Genomic DNA, 249 nt, shown 5'->3' with positions numbered 1-249 from the left:
ATCGGCGACGGGTAGAACGCCTGCACCTGGTCGGCACGGAAGCCGTTGCCCTTGAGCCACAGGGCCAGGTTCATCATGTCTTCATCGGTGGTGCCGGGGTGGGCGGCGATGAAGTACGGGATCAGGTACTGCTCCTTGCCTGCTTCCTTGGTGTACTTCTCGAACATGCGCTTGAACTTGTCATAGCTGCCGATGCCCGGTTTCATCATCTGGTTGAGTGGACCTTCCTCGGTGTGTTCCGGGGCGATC

At 59.4% G+C, this 249-nt stretch carries 1 pseudogene; it reads right to left on the bottom strand.

The window, feature by feature from the left end:
* Positions 1–249 (bottom strand): annotated as a pseudogene (locus tag AC0L20_RS41515) (YgiQ family radical SAM protein); the annotation flags it as partial.

It is taken from the genome of Bradyrhizobium sp. Kon58, from assembly GCF_055807455.1.
This window is presented reverse-complemented; position numbering and strand designations above follow the sequence as displayed.